The organism is Streptomyces sp. NPDC093225 (genome assembly GCF_044753805.1).
GTDB lineage: Bacteria > Actinomycetota > Actinomycetes > Streptomycetales > Streptomycetaceae > Streptomyces.
Window position 1 is genome coordinate 1 of sequence record NZ_JBIVNX010000088.1, and the last position, 17,563, is coordinate 17,563.

16 protein-coding genes and 1 pseudogene are annotated in these 17,563 nt (G+C 73.5%); 8 read left to right on the plus strand and 9 right to left on the minus strand.

Annotated features, from left to right (window positions below):
• Window positions 1–123 precede the first annotated feature (123 nt).
• The 3 genes from ACIQCH_RS37405 to ACIQCH_RS37415 all read left to right on the plus strand — a co-directional run bounded on the left by ACIQCH_RS37405 (window position 124) and on the right by ACIQCH_RS37415 (window position 2,044).
• On the plus strand, window positions 124–675 hold the full coding sequence (locus ACIQCH_RS37405) for a GNAT family N-acetyltransferase (RefSeq protein ID WP_402588660.1): 552 nt from the start codon (window positions 124–126) through the stop codon (window positions 673–675).
• A 72-nt stretch (window positions 676–747) separates the two neighbouring features.
• On the plus strand, window positions 748–1,521 hold the full coding sequence (locus tag ACIQCH_RS37410) for an SDR family NAD(P)-dependent oxidoreductase (protein WP_402588662.1): 774 nt from the start codon (window positions 748–750) through the stop codon (window positions 1,519–1,521).
• Window positions 1,522–1,693: 172 nt separating this feature from the next.
• Complete coding sequence (locus ACIQCH_RS37415; RefSeq protein ID WP_402588664.1) at window positions 1,694–2,044, plus strand: MerR family transcriptional regulator; 351 nt, start codon at window positions 1,694–1,696, stop codon at window positions 2,042–2,044.
• Between the two features lie 39 nt (window positions 2,045–2,083).
• Here the strand turns inward: ACIQCH_RS37415 and ACIQCH_RS37420 are convergent, their stop codons facing one another.
• The 6 genes from ACIQCH_RS37420 to ACIQCH_RS37445 all read right to left on the minus strand — a co-directional run bounded on the left by ACIQCH_RS37420 (window position 2,084) and on the right by ACIQCH_RS37445 (window position 9,550).
• Window positions 2,084–3,673 (minus strand): type VI secretion protein, encoded by a 1,590-nt coding sequence (locus ACIQCH_RS37420; protein WP_402588687.1) that lies wholly within the window; start codon window positions 3,671–3,673, stop codon window positions 2,084–2,086.
• Window positions 3,674–3,812: 139 nt separating this feature from the next.
• A complete protein-coding gene (locus tag ACIQCH_RS37425; protein WP_402588666.1) occupies window positions 3,813–5,231 on the minus strand; it encodes an ATP-binding protein in 1,419 nt (472 codons plus the stop codon).
• An 18-nt stretch (window positions 5,232–5,249) separates the two neighbouring features.
• Window positions 5,250–6,809, minus strand: a complete 1,560-nt coding sequence (locus ACIQCH_RS37430) for an SCO6880 family protein (protein WP_402588668.1) — start codon at window positions 6,807–6,809, stop codon at window positions 5,250–5,252.
• Window positions 6,806–8,161: a hypothetical protein gene (locus ACIQCH_RS37435; RefSeq protein WP_402588670.1), complete on the minus strand. Its 1,356-nt coding sequence runs from the start codon at window positions 8,159–8,161 to the stop codon at window positions 6,806–6,808. The genes ACIQCH_RS37430 and ACIQCH_RS37435 overlap by 4 nt, the downstream gene beginning before the upstream one ends.
• Window positions 8,151–9,023 carry a hypothetical protein gene (locus tag ACIQCH_RS37440; RefSeq protein ID WP_402588672.1) on the minus strand — a complete coding sequence of 291 codons (873 nt, stop codon included), beginning with the start codon at window positions 9,021–9,023 and terminating at the stop codon, window positions 8,151–8,153. The genes ACIQCH_RS37435 and ACIQCH_RS37440 overlap by 11 nt, the downstream gene beginning before the upstream one ends.
• Window positions 9,024–9,241: 218 nt before the next feature.
• Window positions 9,242–9,550, minus strand: a complete 309-nt coding sequence (locus ACIQCH_RS37445) for a hypothetical protein (RefSeq protein ID WP_008742356.1) — start codon at window positions 9,548–9,550, stop codon at window positions 9,242–9,244.
• Window positions 9,551–10,089: 539 nt separating this feature from the next.
• Here ACIQCH_RS37445 and ACIQCH_RS37450 point away from each other — a divergent pair.
• The gene (locus ACIQCH_RS37450; RefSeq protein WP_402588673.1) at window positions 10,090–11,295 is read left to right on the plus strand and encodes an alpha/beta fold hydrolase; all 1,206 of its coding nucleotides are present in this window, start codon (window positions 10,090–10,092) and stop codon (window positions 11,293–11,295) included.
• Window positions 11,296–11,323: 28 nt separating this feature from the next.
• Here ACIQCH_RS37450 and ACIQCH_RS37455 read toward each other — a convergent pair whose 3' ends face one another.
• Window positions 11,324–12,145, minus strand: coding sequence for a pentapeptide repeat-containing protein (locus tag ACIQCH_RS37455; protein WP_402588675.1), 822 nt, complete (start codon window positions 12,143–12,145; stop codon window positions 11,324–11,326).
• A 34-nt stretch (window positions 12,146–12,179) separates the two neighbouring features.
• Window positions 12,180–12,515, minus strand: a pseudogene (locus tag ACIQCH_RS37460) (GNAT family N-acetyltransferase); the annotation flags it as partial.
• A 382-nt stretch (window positions 12,516–12,897) separates the two neighbouring features.
• Between ACIQCH_RS37460 and ACIQCH_RS37465 the strand changes: the two are divergent.
• The 4 genes from ACIQCH_RS37465 (at window position 12,898) to ACIQCH_RS37480 (ending at window position 16,479) form a co-directional block, all read left to right on the plus strand.
• Entirely contained in the window at window positions 12,898–13,506 is a 609-nt protein-coding gene (locus ACIQCH_RS37465; protein ID WP_402588677.1) for a LysE family translocator, read from the plus strand.
• A gap of 38 nt (window positions 13,507–13,544) precedes the next feature.
• Entirely contained in the window at window positions 13,545–14,345 is an 801-nt protein-coding gene (locus tag ACIQCH_RS37470; protein WP_402588679.1) for a thioesterase family protein, read from the plus strand.
• 216 nt (window positions 14,346–14,561) lie between these two features.
• Window positions 14,562–15,575, plus strand: a complete 1,014-nt coding sequence (locus ACIQCH_RS37475) for an NlpC/P60 family protein (protein WP_402588681.1) — start codon at window positions 14,562–14,564, stop codon at window positions 15,573–15,575.
• A 187-nt stretch (window positions 15,576–15,762) separates the two neighbouring features.
• The gene (locus ACIQCH_RS37480) at window positions 15,763–16,479 is read left to right on the plus strand and encodes a phosphatase PAP2 family protein (protein ID WP_402588683.1); all 717 of its coding nucleotides are present in this window, start codon (window positions 15,763–15,765) and stop codon (window positions 16,477–16,479) included.
• Window positions 16,480–16,729: 250 nt separating this feature from the next.
• Here ACIQCH_RS37480 and ACIQCH_RS37485 read toward each other — a convergent pair whose 3' ends face one another.
• Complete coding sequence (locus ACIQCH_RS37485; protein WP_402588685.1) at window positions 16,730–17,200, minus strand: hypothetical protein; 471 nt, start codon at window positions 17,198–17,200, stop codon at window positions 16,730–16,732.
• Window positions 17,201–17,563: the final 363 nt, after the last annotated feature.

Genomic DNA, 17,563 nt, shown 5'->3' on the forward strand with positions numbered 1-17,563 from the left:
GCAGGGGGGACCCTGTGGGAGAGTAGGACGCCGCCGAACAATCATTGTGGGAAAGCCCCGCACCTTCTGGTGCGGGGCTTTTCTGCGTTTACGGGTCGTGAGCCGGCCGCCTAGGATCTCTTCATGGATCATGTGATTCGCGCCGTGCGCGCCGACGAGTGGGAGAAGGTCAAGGATCTGCGGCTGGAGGCGCTGCGGGACCCCGCGGCCCGGCTCGCGTTCCACGAGACGTACGAGCAGGCCTCGGCGGAGGCGGACGCTTTCTGGCAGGAGCGCACCGAGCGGGCTGCCGAGAGCGACGCCGTACGGCAGTTCGTCGCCGAGGGTCCCGACGGGGTCTGGCACGGCACCGTCACCGTCCTCGTCGAGCCCGCCGGGGTGCCGACGTTGCTCGGGGACGGGGAGCCCGCCCAGGACCAGGCGGCGATCGTCGGCGTCTTCGTACGGCAGGAGAGCCGGGGCACCGGTCTGATCGAGGGCCTGTTCGAGGCCGCCGTCGGCTGGTGCTGGGAGCTGCGGGAGCCCACGCCGGTACGCGTGCGCCTGTACGTCCACGAGGACAACCACCGGGCCGTCGGCTTCTACCGGCGCTTCGGCTTCGAGCCCACCGGTGTCACCGCCCCCGCCCCCACCGACCCGGCGGAGCGGGAACTGGAGCACGTCCTCGTCCGCTGAGGGGTCGGGCCGCGGGACGTACGGGCTCCGGGCTTGACCTTGTCACTGGCGTCAGGGTTCGAGGATCGGCCCATGGACACCCACAGCAACAGCGTGAACCCCCGGACCGTCGTCGTCACGGGGGCCGGTACCGGGATCGGACGGGCCACGGCCCGGGCCTTCGCCGCCGAGGGGGCCCGGGTCATCGCGGTCGGGCGGCGGCGTGGGCCGTTGGCCGCAACGGCCGGGGGCGGGCACGGGGCCGACGGGCGGATCCTGCCGTTCCTCGCCGACGTCACGGAGGCGGGTGCGCCCGAGCGGATCGTGGCGGCGGCGCTGGAGCGGACCGGTCGGCTCGACGTCCTCGTGAACAACGCCGGCATCGTGCGCAGCGGGGCGCTCGGCACCCTGGACCCCCAGGACATCGGGCCCCTGCTGGCCACCAACCTCGTCGCGCCCCTGCTGCTCGCCCGGGCCGCGCTGCCGGCGCTGACGGAGACCGGCGGGGTCGTCGTCAACGTCTCCACCACGGTCGGCCAGCGGGCCTGGCCGGGCAGCGGCCTCTACGCGGCGACCAAGGCCGCCCTGGAGACCCTCACCCGCAGTTGGGCGGTGGAGCTGGCGCCGCGTGGCATCCGCGTCGTCGCGGTGGCCCCGGGGGCGGTCGACACGCCCATCGGGGAGCACCAGGGGCTCGGCCCCGAGCGCCGGGAGCAGGTACGGGCCTGGCAGTTGGCTCACACACCGCTGGGGCGGATCGGACGGCCCGAGGAGGTGGCGTGGGCCATAGGCCGGCTCGCGGACCCGGCCGCCGGCTTCGTCACCGGGGCGGTGCTCCAGGTCGACGGCGGGGCGCTCGTGGCCTGAGGGCGGGCAGGGGGGCGCCGGCCGTGGCCTTCCCCGCCGCCGTACGGCTCTGCGCCCAGCACCCTCGGTCCCCCGCCCCGGTGACGAAGCCGGCGGCCACCTGTCGTACGGCTCCTCCTGCCGTCCCGCCGCCGTACGGGGGGCGTGGTAGAAGGGCCCGGGAGGTGGGGCCGTGCGGATAGGGGAGTTGGCTGCTGCGACGGGGGTCAGCGCGAGGTCGCTGCGCCACTACGAGCGTGCGGGGCTGATCGGTGCCGAGCGGGAGGCCAACGGGTACCGCGACTACGGCGACGGGGCGGTCGTCCGGGTGGCCAACATCCGGCGGTTGCTGGGTGCCGGGCTGACGCTGGAGGACGTGGCGGCGGTGTTCCTGCCGTGCCTGGACGGGGACCTGACCGCCGGGCCGCCCTCCGAGGAGGCGTTGCGGGTGGCGCGGGAGCGGTTGGCGGTGCTGGAGGCCCGGATCGCGGTGCAGGTGGCGGCGCGGGACCGGTTGGCGGGGGCGCTCGCGGGCCTGGAGTGAGGCGCGGCCCGTGCCCGGGGCTCCGGGAGGGCCGTCGGGTCAGAGGAGGGCTTCGGAGGCGAGGGCGGGCCAGCGGGAGCGGGCCTGTTCGCGGCTGCGCAGGAGGGCCAGTACCGGGAGGGCCGCCGGGCCGGAGTCGGCGAGGAGCTCCGGGAGTTGGGGGATCGGGGCGACCGCCGCCACGTCGTCGAGGACGAGCGTGAGTGGTGGGCCGAGCCGACCGGCGGATGACCGTACGGCCACGCGGCGGCCGTACTCGACCACGCTTGACGCGAGTGCGGTGAGCAGGGGCATCGCTCCGGGCGATGTCCGGGGGTCCTCGACCGGCTCACCCACCAGGTAGAGGGTGCCCCCCTCGTCGGCGAATGATGCGAGCGTGAGCGAATCCGTTCGATTCGGTGTGCAGGACTCGCGGATGTGGATCGAGGAGAGGGCGGACAGTGCCCGGGCGGTGAGTTCCTGGGCGACCTCGCGGCGCTCGGGGTGGGCGGTGAGCGCGTTCTCGAGTTCGCCGGCCGTGCCCGGGGCGGCCTTGGGGTGGGTGCGCAGGATGCGTACGGGCTCGTGCGCGCCGGAGCCGAGGGCCCAGCGGTGCAGCTGCTTGAACGGGCGGTCGTCGAGGGCGGCCGCGTGGAGCCAGCTGCGCAGGAGCGTTTCGGCCGTGTCGGCGACGGCCGCGTCGATGCGGGACTGCGGGCGTACGGGCGACAGCAGCGCGGTGGCGCGCGCGGCGGCCGTGTCGCGGTCGGCGCAGCCGGTTCCGGGGTGCCAGTGCATGCGGGCCGGGGTGTCGCACAGGTGCGAGGGGTCGTAGAGGAGGACGGGGCCGAGTTTGGCGCGGGCGTCCTTGGTCTCGGCCCACAAGGCGGGTGAGGACGTGACGACCAGGACGGCCCCCTCGGCCTGCGCGATGCGGCGGGCCGCGGCGCCGTGGCGGTCGGCGGGGGCGGCGTAGGCGAGGCGGGTGCCGGGGGCCGGGTCGGGGTGGGGCGCGACGGGCTGCGGGTCGGCGGACTGTGGGTCGGCGGACTGTGGCTCGGTGGAGGGTGTGGTGCGGGGTGCGTAGCCGAAGCCGTAGCGGTAGGCGTCCTGGGTGGGTTCGGAGCGCGGGGCGGGTGGTTCCGGGTGCGGGACGGGAGTCGGGGCCGCCGGGGCGGGGGCCGGGTCCGCCGGGGCGTGCGCGCTGGGCCCGGGGGTGTGGGCCGCGTCCGGTGCCGGGGCGGTGGGTGCGTCGGAGCGGCGGGGTGCGGGTGGGCGTACCGCCGCGGGCTCGGGCTCGGGCGCGGTGTGGGCTGCGGGCTCGACGGGGTGGGGGTCGGGGCCGGGGCCCGGGTCCTTGGGGTGCTGCCGCTCCGCGCGGATGCGGGCGCGGCGGGCCTTGGTGCGGGCCAGGATGCCGATGGCGAAGACCGTCAGGACGAACAGCACCAGCAGCTCGCTGATGAGGATGCCCCAGAACAGCCCCCAGCCCGACAGGGCCGTCGGATCGGTGTGGGGCCAGGCGCGGGCCAGGTCGTGCGGGGCGGTGAGCAGGCCGTGCAGGGCCATGGGCGTGCGCGCGAAGGTGACCCCCGCCGGCCAGGCGCCGCGCGCGAAGAGCGCGGCGAGGCCGGTGGCCGACCACACCATCAGGGTGAGGCCGAGGAGGAAGGCGAGCAGGCCCACCAGCAGGGCGTCCGGGATGCCCCGGGTCTGCTCCCGGGCGGGTGCGCGCCGTTCCCGGTCGTACCGCTCCCGGTCGTACCTCGCCCGGTCGTCCCGCGGCACGTCAGGCCACCGTGGATTCCGCGGAGTCGCCGTTCCTGTGGCGTTCGATGAGCATGGCCCTCTCCTCCGCTTCGCGTTCGGCGGCCAGGACGTCCTCGGGGAGCGCCGGTTGGGGTGCCGAGGACTCTGTCATGGCCCGGTCCGTGAAGACAAGGGGCCGTTCCGCTTCCGTGATCAGGTGTTTCACCACCTGGACGTTGCCGTTCACGTCCCATACGGCGATGCCCGGGGTGAGGGTCGGGATGATCTCCACGGCCCAGCGGGGCAGGCCGAGGACGCGGCCGGTGGCGCGGGCCTCGTCGGCCTTCTGGGCGTAGATGGTCCGGGTGGAGGCCATCTTGAGGATGGCCGCCGCTTCCTTGGCCGCGGCGCCGTCGACGACGTCGGAGAGGTGGTGGACGACGGCGACGAAGGACAGGCCGAGGCGGCGCCCGAACTTCAGCAGTCGCTGGAACAGCTGTGCGACGAAGGGCGAGTTGATGATGTGCCAGGCCTCTTCGACCAGGAAGATGCGTTTCTTCCGGTCCGGGCGGATCCAGGTGTGCTCCAGCCAGACGCCCACGATCGCCATCAGGATCGGCATGGCGATCGAGTTGCGGTCGATGTGGGACAGGTCGAAGACGATCAGCGGCGCGTCGAGGTCGATGCCGACCGTGGTCGGGCCGTCGAACATGCCGCGCAGGTCGCCGTCGACCAGCCGGTCGAGGACGAGGGCGACGTCCAGGCCCCAGGCGCGGACGTCGTCTATGTCGACGTTCATGGCCTCCGCGGACGCGGCCTCCGGGTGGCGCAGCTGCTCGACGATGTCGGTGAGGACCGGCTGGCGGTCCAGGATCGTCTCGTTGACGTACGCGTGCGCCACCTTGAGCGCGAAGCCGGCGCGCTCGTCGAGGCCGTGGCCCATCGCCACCTCGATGATGGTGCGCAGCAGCGCGAGCTGCCCGGTGGTGGTGATGGCCGGGTCGAGGGGGTTGAGGCGGATCCCGCCGTCGGCGGCGGCGACGGGGTCGAGGCGGATGGGAGTTATCCCCAGCTCCTGGGCGATCAGGTTCCACTCGCCGACGCCGTCCTCGCCCTGGGCGTCGAGGACGACGACCTGGCGGTCGCGGAAGCGCAGCTGCCGCAGGACGTAGGTCTTCTCCAGCGCGGACTTGCCGTTGCCGGACTCGCCGAGCACGAGCCAGTGCGGGGCCGGGAGCTGCTGCCCGTACAGCTGGAAGGGGTCGTAGATGTAGCCCTTGCCGCTGTAGACCTCGCGGCCGATGATGACGCCGGAGTCGCCGAGGCCGGGGGCGGCGGTGGGCAGGTAGACGGCCTGGGCCTGGCCGGTGGAGGTACGGACCGGCAGTCGGGTCGTCTCGACCTTCCCGAAGAGGAAGCTGGTGAAGGCGTCCGTCAGTGCGGACAGCGGATCTCGCATGGCGGTTCTGCCCTCCAGCTAGCGTCGGATGCCGGTGGCGAACGGCAGGGTGTTGACGAACGCGCGGTGGTGCTCGCGGTCGCACCACTCCAGCTTCAGGTACGACTTGCCCGCCGATGCCCGGATGGTCCGCTTGTCGCGGGCGAGGGCCTCGGGGGAACGCGAGGACACCGTGATGTACCCGACGAGGTTGACTCCTGCCGCACCGCTGGCGAGATCTTCACCCCTCTGGTCGAGCCGGCCGTGGGCGGCGATGTCGCGGGGGTCGACCGTGCGGTTCATCTTGGCGGCGCGGGAGGCCTCGGCCTCGTCGTTGGTCTTCTCCGTGAGCATGCGCTCGATGGCGACCTCGGTGGGTTCGAGGTCCATGGTGACGGCGACCGTGCGGATCACGTCCGGGGTGTGGACCAGCAGCGGGGCCAGGAAGTTGACGCCGACCGGGGTCATCGGCCACTCCTTGACCCAGGCGGTGGCGTGGCACCAGGGGGCGCGGGTCTGGGACTCGCGGGTCTTGGCCTGGAGGTAGGTGGGTTCGACGGCGTCCAGCTCGGCCGGCCAGGCGTTGCGCTTGGTCATGGCCTGGATGTGGTCGATGGGGTGGTCGGGGTCGTACATGGAGTGCACGAGGGAGGCGAGCCGGCCCTGGCCCAGCGGCTGGCGGACGCGGATGTCGGCCTCGGCGAGGCGGGCGCAGATGTCGGTGAGCTCGCGGGCCATGACGACGGCGAGGCCGGCGTCCTTGTCGAGGCGGCGGCCCTTCTGGGGGGTGGCGGCGCGGGCCATGGCGTGCGCCTCGGCGGCCAGCTCGCGGGTGTAGTGCATGCACGCGACGAGGTAGGCGCGGTGCTGCTCGCTGGAGGTGGAGACCATGGACTGCAGCTGGTCGTACGAGTCGCGGAGCCAGCCCGGGGCGTGCGCGTCGCCGCGCTGGGCGACGTCCTTGGCGTGCGCGTCGGGGTCGGCGGGCAGGGTGCGGGCGAGCATCTGCAGGCGGGTGACGAAACCGTCGCCGTTGGCCACGTGCTTGAGGAGGGTGCCGAAGCGGTCGACGAGGGCCTCCTGGTCCTCGCTGTCGCGCAGGCCGACGCCCGGGCCCTCGATCTCGATGGCGGCGGTCACGGTGCGCCGGTCGGCGTGCAGCAGGACGGCGATCTCGTCGGGGCCGAAGGGGGCGGCCAGCCAGCTGATCCGGCCGATGCCGGGCGGCGGGCCGACCTCGATCTCGCGGCCGTCGCCCCGGGTGCCGGCCTCCATGGCGCTCGAGCGGTACGTCGTGCCGCGCCGCAGCGTGCGCTTGTAGCTGCGGTTGATCTCGAACCACTTGTAGAACGTGCGGTGCCGGTAGGGCACGTACACGGCGGCCAGGGCGATGACCGGGAAGCCGGCGAGGCAGACGATGCGGAGCATCAGGTTGGGGACGAGCAGTCCGCTCATCATCCCGAGGAACGCGCCGAAGACGATCAGCGCGATCTCGCCGGTCTCGCGGTTCTTGCCGACGATCGCGTTCGGCCGGGCGCGGCCGATGAGATACGTGCGGCGGGGCGCGACCGGGTGGATCTGATGGGACTGGGTCGTCAACGCCCGTCACCTCCTGTGCCTGTGCCGGTGGTCCTGCTGGTGTGCGGGGTGCTGACCCCGGAGCTGCGCGGCGGGGGTGCGGCGGAGGGGACAGTTCCGCCGCCGACCCCGGTCCCGCCGGAGGAGCCCCGGCTGCTGTGGGCCGCCACGCCGCCGGAGAGCGGGTTGGCGGGGCGGGCTTCGGCGCCGCCGGGGCGGTGGGCGCCGCCGCGGCTGCTGTGGGTCTTGATGCCCTGGGAGACGAGGGAGGCCGGGGAGCTGATGACGGCCGCGGCCTGGGCTCCGTCGGTGGCCTGCTTGCGGTTGCTGCGGGCGGCGGAGATCTCGTCGCCGAAGCCGGGTACGAAGCGGTAGATCATCGCCGAGGCGAAGATCGCCAGGAGGATGATGGCGAGGCCCGAGACGACGGCGGAGAACGCGTCGGGGCCGTCGTCGCCGGCGAGCGCCCCGGCCAGGCCCAGGACGATGACGATGACCGGTTTGACGAGGATCACCGCGATCATGATCCCGGCCCAGCGCCGGACGTGCCCCCACATGTTGCGGTCGACGAGTCCGGCGTAGACGGCGGTTCCGAGCAGCGCGCCGACGTAGAGGAGGGCGGCGCGGATGACCAGCTCGAGCCAGAGGACGCCGGCGGCCAGCACCGTGACGAGGGCGACGACGATCAGCATGACCGGTCCGCCGCCGATGTCCTCGCCCTTCTTGAGGGCCTCGGCGAAGGAGCCGAAGAACACGTCGGTGTTGCCCCCCGCCCCGCTGGCGACGGCCTCGGTCACGCTGTCGGTCGCCGAGACCACGGTGTAGAGGATCAGGGGCGTGAAGGCGGAGGCCAGGACGGTCAGCCAGAGGAAGCCGATGGCTTCGGAGAGGGCGGTGGTCAGGGGGACGCCGCGGATGGCGCGCTTGGCGACGGCCAGCAGCCACAGGACCAGGGTCAGGACGGTCGAGGCGGCGAACACGACGGCGTACTGGCGCAGGAACGCGGCGTTGGTGAAGTCGACGGTGGCGGTGGACTTCACCGCGTCGCTGAGCTTGCCGACGATCCATGCGCCGGCGTCGGCGCAGCCCTTGGCGAGGGAGGAGAGGGGGTCGAGGCTGTCACCCGGGCCGCCCGGCACCTGTCCGGGCGGTGGTGCGGTCACCTTCCCGCCGGGGAGGTTGCCCTCGCAGACGAGGCGGACCTGCCCCCGGAGCAGTCGGCACTGCTCGGGCGGTGTGGTGGCGGCCGGGCTGGCGTCAGGTGTGGGTGCGGCCGAGGCGCGGGCGGCGAGGAGGAGGACTGCGGCTTGCACCGCGCCGAGGGTGCCGAGAAGCTTGGGGAGGCCGCCGGGCGTGCGGGGGCTACCGGGCATAGGTGAACCCTCCGAATTCGTTGACAGCCCCGGCGATGTCACCGGAACTGGAGACCGGGTTGTCGCCAGTGACAGGGGTGGGGCCGGTGCGCTGGGAGGTGTTGAGCACCTTCCAGTCGGACCCGTTCCACTTCAGCTTCACGGTGAGCGTGTACCAGGCACTGGTGACCGGTTTCGTGGACTTTTCCCCTGTGAGGCCGAAGAGCTCGAGACACCACACGTCGACGTCGGCGGCGGTGTCCGAGTAGCGCAGCACCTTGGCGCCGACCGGCGAGGTGCGGCTGACGAAGGTGGCGCCGGCCGGGGCGGTGCCGTTGGCGGTGAGGCCGATCTGCTCGAAGAGGCCGGAGGTGTACGTGGCGTCGTACGCGGCCTGGAGCCCGGCCGCGCTGCCCTCGTCGGCGACGGCGCCGAGGATGCGGTGCCGGCGGGGGGTCTCGTACATGGCGTCCGAGCCCAGGACGACGGCGTAGTTGGCGGCGGCCGACTGGGCGCCCTGCTCGGTGTGGCCGAAGCCCATGGGCACGTCGTTGTGCCGGCCGGCGACGGGGCGCTCGCCGGTGGGGGCGGTGGCGGAGGTGGCCGGGCCCTTGGCGTCCGCGGGGGCGTCGGACCTCTTGGTGCCGTCGCCCTGGTTCGCGAACGCGATGGCGGCGACGAGCAGGACGACGACCCCGACGACGGTCACGAGGCCGCGCGAGGACCGGGCGGGCTTGCGGCCGGAGCCGTAGGGGTCGCCGCCGGGGGCGTCGGGCAGGCGGGTGCGGGTCTGGCCCGTGCCGCCGACCCGGGTGCCGTCGTCGTAGCCGTACCCGTCGTCGTACCGCTCGTGTCCCGCGTCGTAGCCCGTGTCCTGGCTCATGCCGCGCCCGCCCCCTCAGCAGTGTCGTCGTACGACGGTAGGCGTGCTGGTTCCCGCATGGGCGCGGTGTGGTGAGTCGTCATCAGGAAACGCAACCTCAGCCGGTGGGCGGACGGGCAGGCGGAAGGGATCGGGGGTCGGGGTCGGGTCGGGGTGCCGGGCTGGGTGGCGTACGGGAGGGGGCGCGGGCCGCGCGGGCGCGGACCGCTACGGCGCGCTCAGACCGCCATCCCGTACACGATGGTGAACAGGGTGCCCAGCGATCCGATGATGAAGACGCCGGTCAGGCCGGCCACGATGAGGCCCTTGCCCTGTTCGGCGCTGAAGGTGTCGCGCAGCGCGGTGGCGCCGATGCGCTGTTTGGCGGCGCCCCAGATGGCGATGCCCAGGCAGAGGAGGATGGCCACGGCCATGACCACCTCGATCATGACCTTCGCTTCGTTGCCGAGACTGCCGAACGGGCCCCAGTTCGGGGCGATTCCGCCGATGATGGTGGTGATGTCGCCTTTTTCGGCCGCCAGGATCATGTAACTCACCGCCCCTGTTGGGTAGTTCCGTCAGCCCGTGCCCGTCGGCAGGGGTCACGCTCTATCTTCGCTGATGAAACCGCCGTAGTAGGTCGACTTGGCGGCTCTCTTTGCCCGGAGTCTCCCGGAAGTCCTCCCCGGTACCTTTCCCGGAGTCCGTGCGGAGCCGTCCCGGGGTTGTCCCCGAGCGGGCCCGGAGTCGTCCCGGAGGATTCCCGGAGCCTTCCCCGATGCCGGCACGTGGCGCCCTGACCTGGGGCCGGGCCGGTTGGGTGCGAAAGTCCGGAAGATCACTCTGTGTACCACGGGGGGTGGCGCCGGGCAATGACGCGCGAGCCGGGGTGCCGATGTCGCCCGTGCGGGGGAATGGTGCACCGGGGCCGTAACCCGGGGCGTGACCGGCGCGCGGAGGCCGCAGGGGCGCCCCCGGCGGGCGAGGGGCGCGCGTGAGGGCGCGTGAGGGGGCGTCAGGGGGCGTCAGGGGGCGCCGGGTCTCCTGGGGTCGGGGCGGTGTCGGACCCGTGCGGCATGCTCCACCCATGACCGCGATCCCCGGCCCCCGGACCCTGACCGACATCGAGGCGGCGCTGCGTGCGTCCTTCGCCGCGGACACCTGCTCCCCCGACGACGTGGAGCGCGCGCCCTGGACCCCGGAGAACCCGGCGTGGGGGCACTGCGACCTCACCGCCCTGCTGGTGCAGGACGTGTTCGGGGGCGACCTGATGGCGGGAAGGGTGCTCCTCGGCGACGAACAGCAGGGCTTCCACATGTGGAACCGGCTGCCCGGCGGGGTCGAGCTCGACCTCACCCGGGACCAGTTCCGGCGCGGCCAGGAGGTCAGCCCGGGCTGGGCGCTGCGCGCGCGGCCGGCGGGGCGGCTGCCGCGCCGCTGGGACGAGTACCAGCTGCTGCGCCGCCGCGTGATCGGGCGGCTCGGTCCGCTGCGCGGCGTACTGGAGCTCGCCGACGGGCGCCGGCTGTCGTACGTGGACTTCGGCGGGCCCGGCCGGCCCGTGCTGGCGCTGCACGGCCACTACCAGGAGGCGGCGTCCTTCGCCCGCCTGGCCCGGGACCTCGGCCCGCGGTGGCGGCTGATCGCGCCGGACCAGCGCGGGCACGGCCACTCCGACCGGGCGCCCGACTATGCGCGCGAGGGGTACGTCGCCGACGCCGCGGCGCTGCTGGAGCACCTCGGGACCGGGCCGGCGGTGGTGCTGGGCCACTCGCTGGGCGGGGTCAACGCGTACCAGCTGGCCGCCCGCCGTCCCGACCTGGTGGCCGCCCTGGTCGTGGAGGACATCGGTGCGGAGGTCGACCACGACGCCTCCGCCGCCCTGGAGTGGCCGCACCGGGAACCGACCAGGGCCGCCCTGCTGGCCGCGATCGGCGACGCGGCGGAGTACCTGGGGGACGCGGTGCGCGAGTACGCCGACGGCTGGGGGACGGCGTTCGCGCCGGTGGACATGGTGGCCTCGCAGAACCGGATGAACGGCGCGTGGTGGGCCGACTGGACCGGCTCGGAGTGCCCGGCGCTGCTGGTGCGGGGCACCCGTAGCGGCGTGCTGGGCGCGGAGCACGCGTGGGAGATGGTGCGCCGGCGCCCCGGAACGCGGCTGGCGGAGCTGCCGGCCGGCCATCTGGTCCGTGCCACGGCTCCGGAGGCGTACGCGGCGGAGGTGCGGGGATTTCTGGAGGGGCTGGAGGGGCTGGAGGGGGTGCAGGGGGTGGAGGGGGTGGAAATCTGAGGGGCGCCGGGTGGCGCCTGCGGTTCGCTCAGCCGGCGGGCCAGTGGGCGGGGCGGGTCAGGGCGTTCGGGATGCGGGTGGCGGCGTCGCCCCGGGCCGCGTTCAGCTGCGCCTGGGTGAGGAAGATGCTGCCGGTCAGGTCCGCGCCGGAGAGGTCGGCGTCGCGCAGGTCGGCGCCGATCAGGTCGGCCGTGCGCAGGTCCGCCTTCTTGAGGTCGGCGGCGATGAGGTAGGCGCCGCGCAGGTTCGCGCCGCGCAGGTCGGCTCCGGCCAGTCGGGCGCCCATGAGGTCGGCGCCGCGGTGGTTGCGCCTGCGGCCGGGCACCTTCGCCCGGACCAGCTCGCTCGCCTCGAGCAGCAGCACGTTGACCTCCGCCCGCAGGGCGCCCACGTCGGTGCCGGCCACGGTGCCGGCGTCGGCGCGGGTCAGGGCCTCGACCTTCGCCCGGGCGCGGCGCAGCCCGGCGTGGGCGGGGCGGGCGGCGGGCAGGGAGAGGGCCTCGGTCGCGTACCAGAGCAGCTCGTGCAGCTGGCGCATGACCGGGAAGACCTCGAACATCTGCCGCGAGGTCTCCGGGTGCCGGCGCCAGTCCCGGCCCTCGAAGGTGACCTGCGAGACCTTCTGCCCGGCGCCGAAGCAGTCGAAGACGGTGCAGCCGCGCCAGCCGGTCTCGCGCAGCCGGGTGTGGATCCCGCAGCGGTAGTCGTCCTGGAGGTTCGAGCAGGGCGTCCCGGCGTCCTTGTTCCGCGCGAAGTCGGCGGAGGCGGCGAAGGGCAGCGCGACGCAGCACAGCCCGAAGCAGTTCGCGCAGTCGGCCTGCAGTTCGGCGGGGGCGGACGGGTGGGACATGGCGGGACTCCTGGTACGGGGCGACACCCCATTGTCACCCCGTGGTGGGAGCGGCGGGGCCGGGCCGAGGGGTGCTGGTGCGGGGGTCGGTGCTGGTGAGGTTGGTGGTGGTGTTGGTGTTGGTGGTGGTGCCCGCGTGGGTGTTGGTGGTGGTGTCGGTGCTGGGTGCCGGCAGCCGCATCTGTAGCGCGGTCCACCGCTCCCCGTCCATCTCCTCGACGTCCTCCAGCACCTCCTCGACCCGGAAGCCCAGGCTCTCGTAGAGGTGCAGGGCCGCCCTGTTGTGCCGGAAGACGCCGAGGTCGACCGAGGCGGCGTGCAGGTCGTCGAAGGCGTGCCGGAGCGTCTCCGCGAGCATCGCCCGGGCAAGCCCCCGTCCGCGCGGCGGGGTCGATCAGCACGCGCCCGAGCCGGGCGCCGCTGCCGTCCTCGTGGAAGCGCAGCGACACGTGCCCCACCGCCGTCCCGCCCGCCCGCTCCACCGCGGTGTACTTGCGCAGCGAGGCGTCGGCGGCGTACCCGGCGAGCTGGGCGTCGTCGAGCGGCCAGGCGAAGGTGTTGCCGGCCCAGACGAGCAGCTCGGCGCGCGAGCGGACCCATCCCAGCAGCAGGCCGCCCTCCTGCCGGAGGTCGAACTCCCGAAGCGTGATCATGTCCCAGTATCGGCACGCACCGGCGAAATCCCAGCAGTCCGCGGTCAGTTGTCCCGCGGATCCGTTGATCCTCCTGCCGCCCTCGGCGAGGATCGGCACATGACCGAGTTGATCGCCGTAGCCGTCATCACCGTCCTCGCCGTCATCAGTCCGGGCGCCGACTTCGCGATGGTCGTCCGCAACAGCTACCTGTACGGGCGCACCACCGGCCTCTTCGCGGCCGCGGGCGTCGGCGCGGGCGTCCTCGTCCACGTCACGTACACGATGCTGGGTGTGGGGCTGCTGATCGCCTCCTCCACCGCCCTGTTCACCGCGATCAAGCTCGCGGGCGCCGCGTACCTCGTCTACGTCGGCATCCGCACCATCCGTGCCCGCGCGGACCTCGCGGTCGACCTCACCGCCGAGCCGGGCCTGACGCCGCTCGGCGCGTTGCGCACGGGTTTCCTGACCAACGTCCTCAACCCCAAGACCACCCTGTTCGTCGTCTCGACCTTCACGCAGGTCGTCGGCCCGGACACGCCGGTGTGGCAGCAGGCCGGCTACGGCCTGTTCATGTCGCTGGCGCACGTCGCGTGGTTCTCGGCCGTCGCCCTCTTCTTCTCCACCACCGCCCTGCGCGACCGCATGCTCAAGGCCCAGAAGGCCCTCAACCGCGCCATCGGCTCCGTCCTCGTCGGCCTCGGCGTCACCCTGGGCCTCGCCCGCTGACCCTGGCCGATGGGCCTACTGGTCGGTAGCCTGCGGGGATGGGTGAGGCGATCGAGGGGTTCTACGAGCGGGTCGGGGACGGGCGTTACCGGGCCTCGGAGTTCACGCGCGGGCCGTGGGACGCGCGGGCGCAGCACGCGGGGCCGCCGGCGGCGCTGCTGGGGCGGGAGATCGAGGAGCGCACCGGGGCCCGCGAGGACATGCGGCTGGCCCGGGTGACGTACGAGATCCTGCGGCCGGTGCCGATCGGGCCGCTGCGGGTGGTCACGGAAGTGGTGCGGGCCGGGCGGGGCACCGAGCTCGTGGCGGCGGAGCTGGTTCCCGAGGGTGCCGACGGGCCCGTCATGACGGCGCGGGCGCTGCGGGTCCGGGTGGCCGGTGAGCCGGGGCCGGCCGTGGCGGAGGGGCCGAAGGTGGCGCCGCCGGGGGAGGTGGGGGAGACCCCGTTCTTCGGCGTTCCGTGGGACGTGGGCTACCACACCGCGATGGAGAGCCGGTTCACCGAGGGCGCCTGGACCCGGCTGGGGCCGGGTACGTGCTGGATGCGGATGCGCGTGCCGCTGGTGGCCGGGGACGAGCCGCGGCCGCTGGACCGGGTGCTGGTCGCGGCGGATTCGGGGAACGGGATCAGCAACACCCTGGACTTCGAGCGGTGGGTGTTCGTCAATCCGGACCTGACGGTGCACCTGCACCGCTACCCGGTCGGGGAGTGGGTGTGCGTGTCCGCGCGCACGAGCGTGGATCCGGCGGGCATCGGGCTCGCGGACTCCTCGCTGCACGACGAGAAGGGGCCGATCGGGCGGGGGGCGCAGAGCCTGTTCGTCACGCCTCGGGGGTGAGACCCGCGGGCTGGGGTGCGTGGGTGTAGGTGCGGGTGCGGGTGCGGGTGCGGGACGTGGTGGGCGGTCGGCGCGGGGGTGGGCGTCCGTGCTGCCGCGGGTGTGCCCCCGTACGACCTCGACGCCCTCGCCGCGCGGCGGCCCGCGCGTGGAATAGTCGTCAACGCACAGGGGGAAACGCCACTGAACCCGGTGGTGATGGGGGAGGGTTGACGGATGCGCAGATTCTGGGTGGCGAGCGGTGTCGGTGTCGGGCTGTGCCTGAGCTTCCTGGGCCTGCTCGTCATCGGAACGTACTCGGCGGCGGCCGGCCTCGTCGGGCCGAGCCGGTCGGTCGGGCTGGCCAAGGGCGCCGTGCCCATGCAGTTCCGCGGTCTCGTCGAGCGCTGGGGCAACCTGTGCACCGCGGTCAACCCGGCGCTCCTCGCGGCGCAGTTGTACCAGGAGAGCGGGTTCAACCCGCGGGCCCGCAGTCCGGTCGGCGCGCTGGGCATCGGTCAGTTCATGCCGGAGACCTGGAAGGGCCACGGCATCGACGGGGACGGCGACGGCGACCGGGACGTGTGGGACCCGGCCGACGCCATCCCGTCGGCGGCCTCGTACGACTGCGAACTCGCGGGCTACGTCAAGAAGGTGCCGGGTGACCCGACCCGGAACATGCTCGCCGCGTACAACGCGGGTGCGTACGCGGTCATCAAGTACGGGGGCGTGCCCCCGTACCGGGAGACGCAGAACTACGTCAAGGTCATCACCGCGCTCGCGAAGAGCTTCGCCGCGCCGGTCGGCCGCGTGGCGCCCTCGCAGCAGGCCGCCGCGGCCATAAACTACGCGCAGACGAAGCTCGGTACGCCGTACCTGTGGGGCGGCGAGGGCACGCCGGAGCAGAACGGCCGGTTCGACTGCTCGGGGCTCACGCAGGCGGCGTACCGGACGGTGGGGGTCGAGCTGCCGCGGGTGGCGAACGACCAGTACAACGCCGGTCCGCACCCGTCGCGGGACCAGCTGATGCCCGGTGACCTGGTGTTCTTCTCCGACGACCTGGCCGACTCCCGGGCGATCCACCACGTGGGTCTGTACGTGGGTGGCGGGTACATGATCAACGCCCCGTACACCGGGGCGGTCATCCGGTTCGACAAGATCGACACCCCCGACTACTTCGGCGCGACCAGGGTCACCAAGGACGGTGCGGAGGCACTTCCCCACCGGAAGGGCTCAAGTGACACTCCGTGAGGTCCGGGCCTTCGGCTGCGACGATGAGTCACCTTTCGATAACGTTGGGGTGATCATTCGGTGGAGAGTGGAACGTACGCGCCAGAACGGGCGTTCCATGGTCATCGGGGGCTGATCCAGGGGGCCGGAGGGCACACGACGGCGTGCGCCCACAGGGGACGAGGCAAGGGCAAGGGGCCGCAGCACGATGGCTGGACTCGCGACGGGTGGGCCGAACCCCGATGTAAGGCTGCTGTACGACGTCAACGGGCTCGCCAAGGACGCCCCCGGCTGGCTCGACCGCGCGGTCGGCCTGATCGGTGAGTACGGGCTGGTCCTCGCGCTCGTGCTCCTGGTGCTGTGGTGTTGGCGCGGTGCGCGCCGCCAGGGCGAGGCGGAGGCGGTCGACACCTTCACGGCGCTCGTCTGGGGGCCGTTGGCCGCCGGACTCGCGCTCCTCGTGAACGTCCCGCTGCGCGGGTTCGTGGGCCGACCGCGGCCGTTCCGGCAGCACGAGGGCATCGAAGTGCTGGCCGGCGGCAAGACCGACTTCTCCTTCGTCAGCGACCACGCAACGCTCGCCATGGCGCTGGGCGTCGGCCTGTTCGTGGCGAACCGGCGGCTCGGGCTGGTCGGTATCGGGCTCGCGCTGCTCGAGGGGTTCTGCCGCGTCTACATGGGGGTGCACTACCCGACCGACGTGGTGGGTGGGTTCGCGCTCGGCACGGCCGTGGTGCTGCTGCTCGCCCCGTTGGCGCTGGCGCTGCTGACACCGGTCGTACGGGCCGTCGCCCGGTCGCCCCGCGCGCGGTGGCTGGTGCGGTCGCGGAGCGTGCGGGCGCCGCTGGCCGTCGAGTTGAGCCGGGCTCCGCAGGCGGCGGGGGACGGGGTTGGGGTGCGGGGGGAGCGGGATCTGGCTGCTTGAGGCGGCTTGCGGCTGCTTGCGTCGGCTTGAGGCGGCTGGACTGCTTGAGGCGGCTGGACTGCTTGAGGCGGCTTGACTGTTTGCGTCGGCTTGACTGTTTGCGTCGGCTTGAGGCTGCTCAAGGGGGTCTGGCTGCCTTGGCGTCAGGGGAGTCGCTCCAGTACGGCCAGTAGGGCGGCGCCCAGCAGGCAGAGCGCGGCCACGCCGAAGCAGAGGCGGATCGCTCCGCGCGGGCGCGGGCGGCCGGGGTTCAGGGGGTGCTCCCTGGGGGTGGTTGGGGGGCGGGGTGTGGGGGCTGGCTCTCGTTGTGGCTGTGGCTGTGGCTGTGGCTGTGGTTGCGGTTCTCGTTGTGGTTCTCGTTGTGGTTCTCGTTCTGGTTCCGGTTCTGCTCCTGGGCCCTGGGGCTGTCGGGGGGCGCGGGATTCGTCCGGGCGCCGGGGGCGTCCAGGCCGTCGTCGTCGCGGCGGTAGCGGGAGCGTAGCCAGAGGCCGGTGGCCGTGGCGGCCGCGCCGGTGGCCCCGATGGCCAGGGCCACGTCGCCGGGGCCGTCCGCGGTGCCGAGCGGGCGGGCCTGGGCGCGGCCGAGGGGCTGGTCGGGCGGGTTTCCCAGGGGGCGGCCGGGGGGTTTGGCCGGAGGCTTGCCGGCCGCCAGGGCGAGCGCGGGGGAGAGCGCGAAGCCGAGCGTCAGCGCGTACACGACGAGGGTGAACCTGGGTCGCATGGATCTCCGCCCCTGTGGACGTGGACGTGGACGTGGACGTGGACGTGGACGTGGACGTGGGCCGTGGGCCGGCGCAGGCGGTACGGCTGAGCCGGGTGTTCCGTCCAGGGCATCCGGACCCGATGCGGGGCGCCACCCGGGGGTGTCCGGACGGGTGAGGGGGGCCGGTCCGGGGTCAGACCGGGGCGGACCGGGCTGGTGGTGGTGCGCTGGTGCTGGTGTGGGGTGGGGCTAACGGCGTTGGGGTTGGGCGGGGTCGTGGTGGGTAGGCGGTGTCGGGCCTGTCCGCCTGCCGAGGGTTTCCGGGCCGGGTCGGGGCGTCAAGGGCGCCCTTCGGGCGTCGCCTGCGGCGATTGCGCTGCG

Bases quoted from the DNA above. Each gene is read 5' to 3' on its own strand.
- ACIQCH_RS37405 (WP_402588660.1), top strand. From the start codon at position 124: ATGGATCATGTGATTCGCGCCGTGCGCGCCGACGAGTGGGAGAAGGTC.
- ACIQCH_RS37455 (WP_402588675.1), bottom strand. From the start codon at position 12,145: ATGTCCCACCCGTCCGCCCCCGCCGAACTGCAGGCCGACTGCGCGAAC.
- ACIQCH_RS37420 (WP_402588687.1), bottom strand. From the start codon at position 3,673: ATGGTGTGGTCGGCCACCGGCCTCGCCGCGCTCTTCGCGCGCGGCGCC.
- ACIQCH_RS37485 (WP_402588685.1), bottom strand. From the start codon at position 17,200: ATGCGACCCAGGTTCACCCTCGTCGTGTACGCGCTGACGCTCGGCTTC.
- ACIQCH_RS37445 (WP_008742356.1), bottom strand. From the start codon at position 9,550: ATGATCCTGGCGGCCGAAAAAGGCGACATCACCACCATCATCGGCGGA.
- ACIQCH_RS37465 (WP_402588677.1), top strand. From the start codon at position 12,898: ATGACCGAGTTGATCGCCGTAGCCGTCATCACCGTCCTCGCCGTCATC.
- ACIQCH_RS37450 (WP_402588673.1), top strand. From the start codon at position 10,090: ATGACCGCGATCCCCGGCCCCCGGACCCTGACCGACATCGAGGCGGCG.
- ACIQCH_RS37475 (WP_402588681.1), top strand. From the start codon at position 14,562: ATGCGCAGATTCTGGGTGGCGAGCGGTGTCGGTGTCGGGCTGTGCCTG.
- ACIQCH_RS37425 (WP_402588666.1), bottom strand. From the start codon at position 5,231: ATGCGAGATCCGCTGTCCGCACTGACGGACGCCTTCACCAGCTTCCTC.
- ACIQCH_RS37410 (WP_402588662.1), top strand. From the start codon at position 748: ATGGACACCCACAGCAACAGCGTGAACCCCCGGACCGTCGTCGTCACG.
- ACIQCH_RS37480 (WP_402588683.1), top strand. From the start codon at position 15,763: ATGGCTGGACTCGCGACGGGTGGGCCGAACCCCGATGTAAGGCTGCTG.
- ACIQCH_RS37470 (WP_402588679.1), top strand. From the start codon at position 13,545: ATGGGTGAGGCGATCGAGGGGTTCTACGAGCGGGTCGGGGACGGGCGT.
- ACIQCH_RS37435 (WP_402588670.1), bottom strand. From the start codon at position 8,161: ATGCCCGGTAGCCCCCGCACGCCCGGCGGCCTCCCCAAGCTTCTCGGC.
- ACIQCH_RS37440 (WP_402588672.1), bottom strand. From the start codon at position 9,023: ATGAGCCAGGACACGGGCTACGACGCGGGACACGAGCGGTACGACGAC.